Here is a 1883-nt window from a genome sequence, read left to right as displayed (position 1 = left end):
GCCGGCGCTGCCCCCACCCGGACCGACACCGGAACCGACGCAGTGGCCGACCCAGTGGCCGACCCAGTGGCCGACCCAGTGGCCGGCGCCGGTTGCGCCGGCCGAACGGCCGGCGCCCCGGGCGATGCCGGTCCCCCGCCGCTCGGGGCGGCAGGACGAGGGCGGCGGAGCTTGGGCAGCCCGAAGGCCAGCAGCACACCGGCGAAGACGGTCAGCAGGGCCGGGATCACCCGACCGAGCACCTCGTGGGCAGCCCGCTCGCTCTCGAAGACCGCCACCTGGGCCAGCGCGGGAGCGACCACGTCGGCCGGGGTGACCAGGGTGTTCTCGCTGATCGTGCCGACCTGCACCGGCGCGCGGTCGGCGACCGCGACCGCCACAGTCCGGACCAGCCGGACGCTGAGCCCGACGACGAGGCCGGCGTCCTGGTCGGCCGAGATCGTCGGCGTCACGGTGTCGGTGTAGACGGCCGGGAAGGCCTGTCCCTGCGAGGACCGGATGCCGACCGGCAGCCGGCCGCCGTTGAGCGCCGCGATCTGCTCGACGGTCAGGGTGGCCGGGAGCTCGCCATCGGCCGGACCGCTGATCGGGGTGCCGGCCAGCGTCGTCACGGTGGCCGCGGCGCCGCCGGCGGTCGCGACCGTGGTGTGGCCGGTGGTGACCAGCGTCGTGGAGCCGGCCGTCGTCGACCCGCCGGCCTCCACCGACAGGGTCGCGGTGGACCCGTCGGCGGACAGCTGGACCGTGGCGGTGCCGGTCACCCCGCCGTCACCGGTCAGCGCGAACGGGCCCTGCACGGTGGTCAACGGCGCCGGGACGGCGGGGGCGAGCGCCACCAGCAGCCCGGCGACGGCCAGCGCCGCGGCGGCCGAGCCGACCAGGATCCGGCCGATCGTGCGGGTGCCCGGCGTTCGCGTCGGCGGCCAGAGCACCACGAGCAGCATCGGCACCGCATACAGCAGGTAGGCGACGACCTCGACCACGGGCAGGGTCGAACGGATGCCGAGCATGCCGGTCAGCAGCGACTCCTGCACCGAACCCGGCCGGGCGATCGCGGTCAGATCGAGCGCCTGCTGCTGGCCTGCGACCAGCCAGCCGGCCTCGTACGCGGCCCGCAGCGTGCTCATCACCAGACCGGCCGCGACCAGCACCAGGACGGCGCCGGTGATGCGGAAGAACCGGGACAGGTTCAGCCGGATCCCGCCGCGGTAGACCAGGTAGCCCAGGGCCACGGACACGCCGATCCCCAGCACGACACCGATCGCCGCCTCGATCGGCGACACGACGGACTGGAAGGCGGCGAGGAGGAAGACCGAGGTCTCGAAGCCCTCCCGGATGACGGCCAGGAACGCCATGACGATCAGCGCGGCGGCGCTGCCCCGGGCCAGGGCGCTGCCGGCCGCGTCCTGCAGGCTGCTGCGCAGGTCGCGGGAGTGCCTGCGCATCCACAGGATCATGTAGCTGATCATCAGCACGGCGATCCCGGCGACGACGCACTCGAGCATCTCCTGCTGCTCCTGCGGCAGCTCCGAACGGAGCACCTGCAGCAGCACACCGACGCCCAGGCAGATCACGACCGCGACCCCGACGCCGATCCAGACGTGCCGGATCGCGTCGGCGCGGTTGCTCTGCTTGAGGAAGGCGGCGATGATGCCCACGATGAGCGCGGCCTCGAGTCCTTCGCGCAGGCCGATGACGAACGTCGCGAGCATGCGCACCTCCCGCCTCGTGTCGGCGCGGATGGCCGCACCCCCAGGCAAGGTGTTGGTTAGCCTGCCCTAGCCACGCACCATACATCCGCGACCGCCCCACCTCCACCGGGTCGAAGGTCCCGACGTGGCCGGGCGCGGGTTTCGTACCCTGTTGCGATGACCATCCGCCCC

The 1883-nt window shown here is 73.6% G+C and carries 1 protein-coding gene; it reads right to left on the bottom strand.

Translation table 11 applies throughout. The features are described 5' to 3' along the window. A partial coding sequence (gene efeU, locus ACOJUF_RS02750) for an iron uptake transporter permease EfeU (protein ID WP_420120335.1) occupies positions 1-1712 on the bottom strand: 1712 nt, incomplete at its 3' end. Between the last annotated feature and the right edge of the window lie 171 nt (positions 1713-1883).

It is taken from the genome of Nakamurella sp. (genome assembly GCF_048594475.1).
Lineage (GTDB): Bacteria > Actinomycetota > Actinomycetes > Mycobacteriales > Nakamurellaceae > Nakamurella.
The sequence above is the reverse complement of the archived record's forward strand: the minus strand, read 5'-3'. Positions and strand labels throughout refer to the sequence as shown.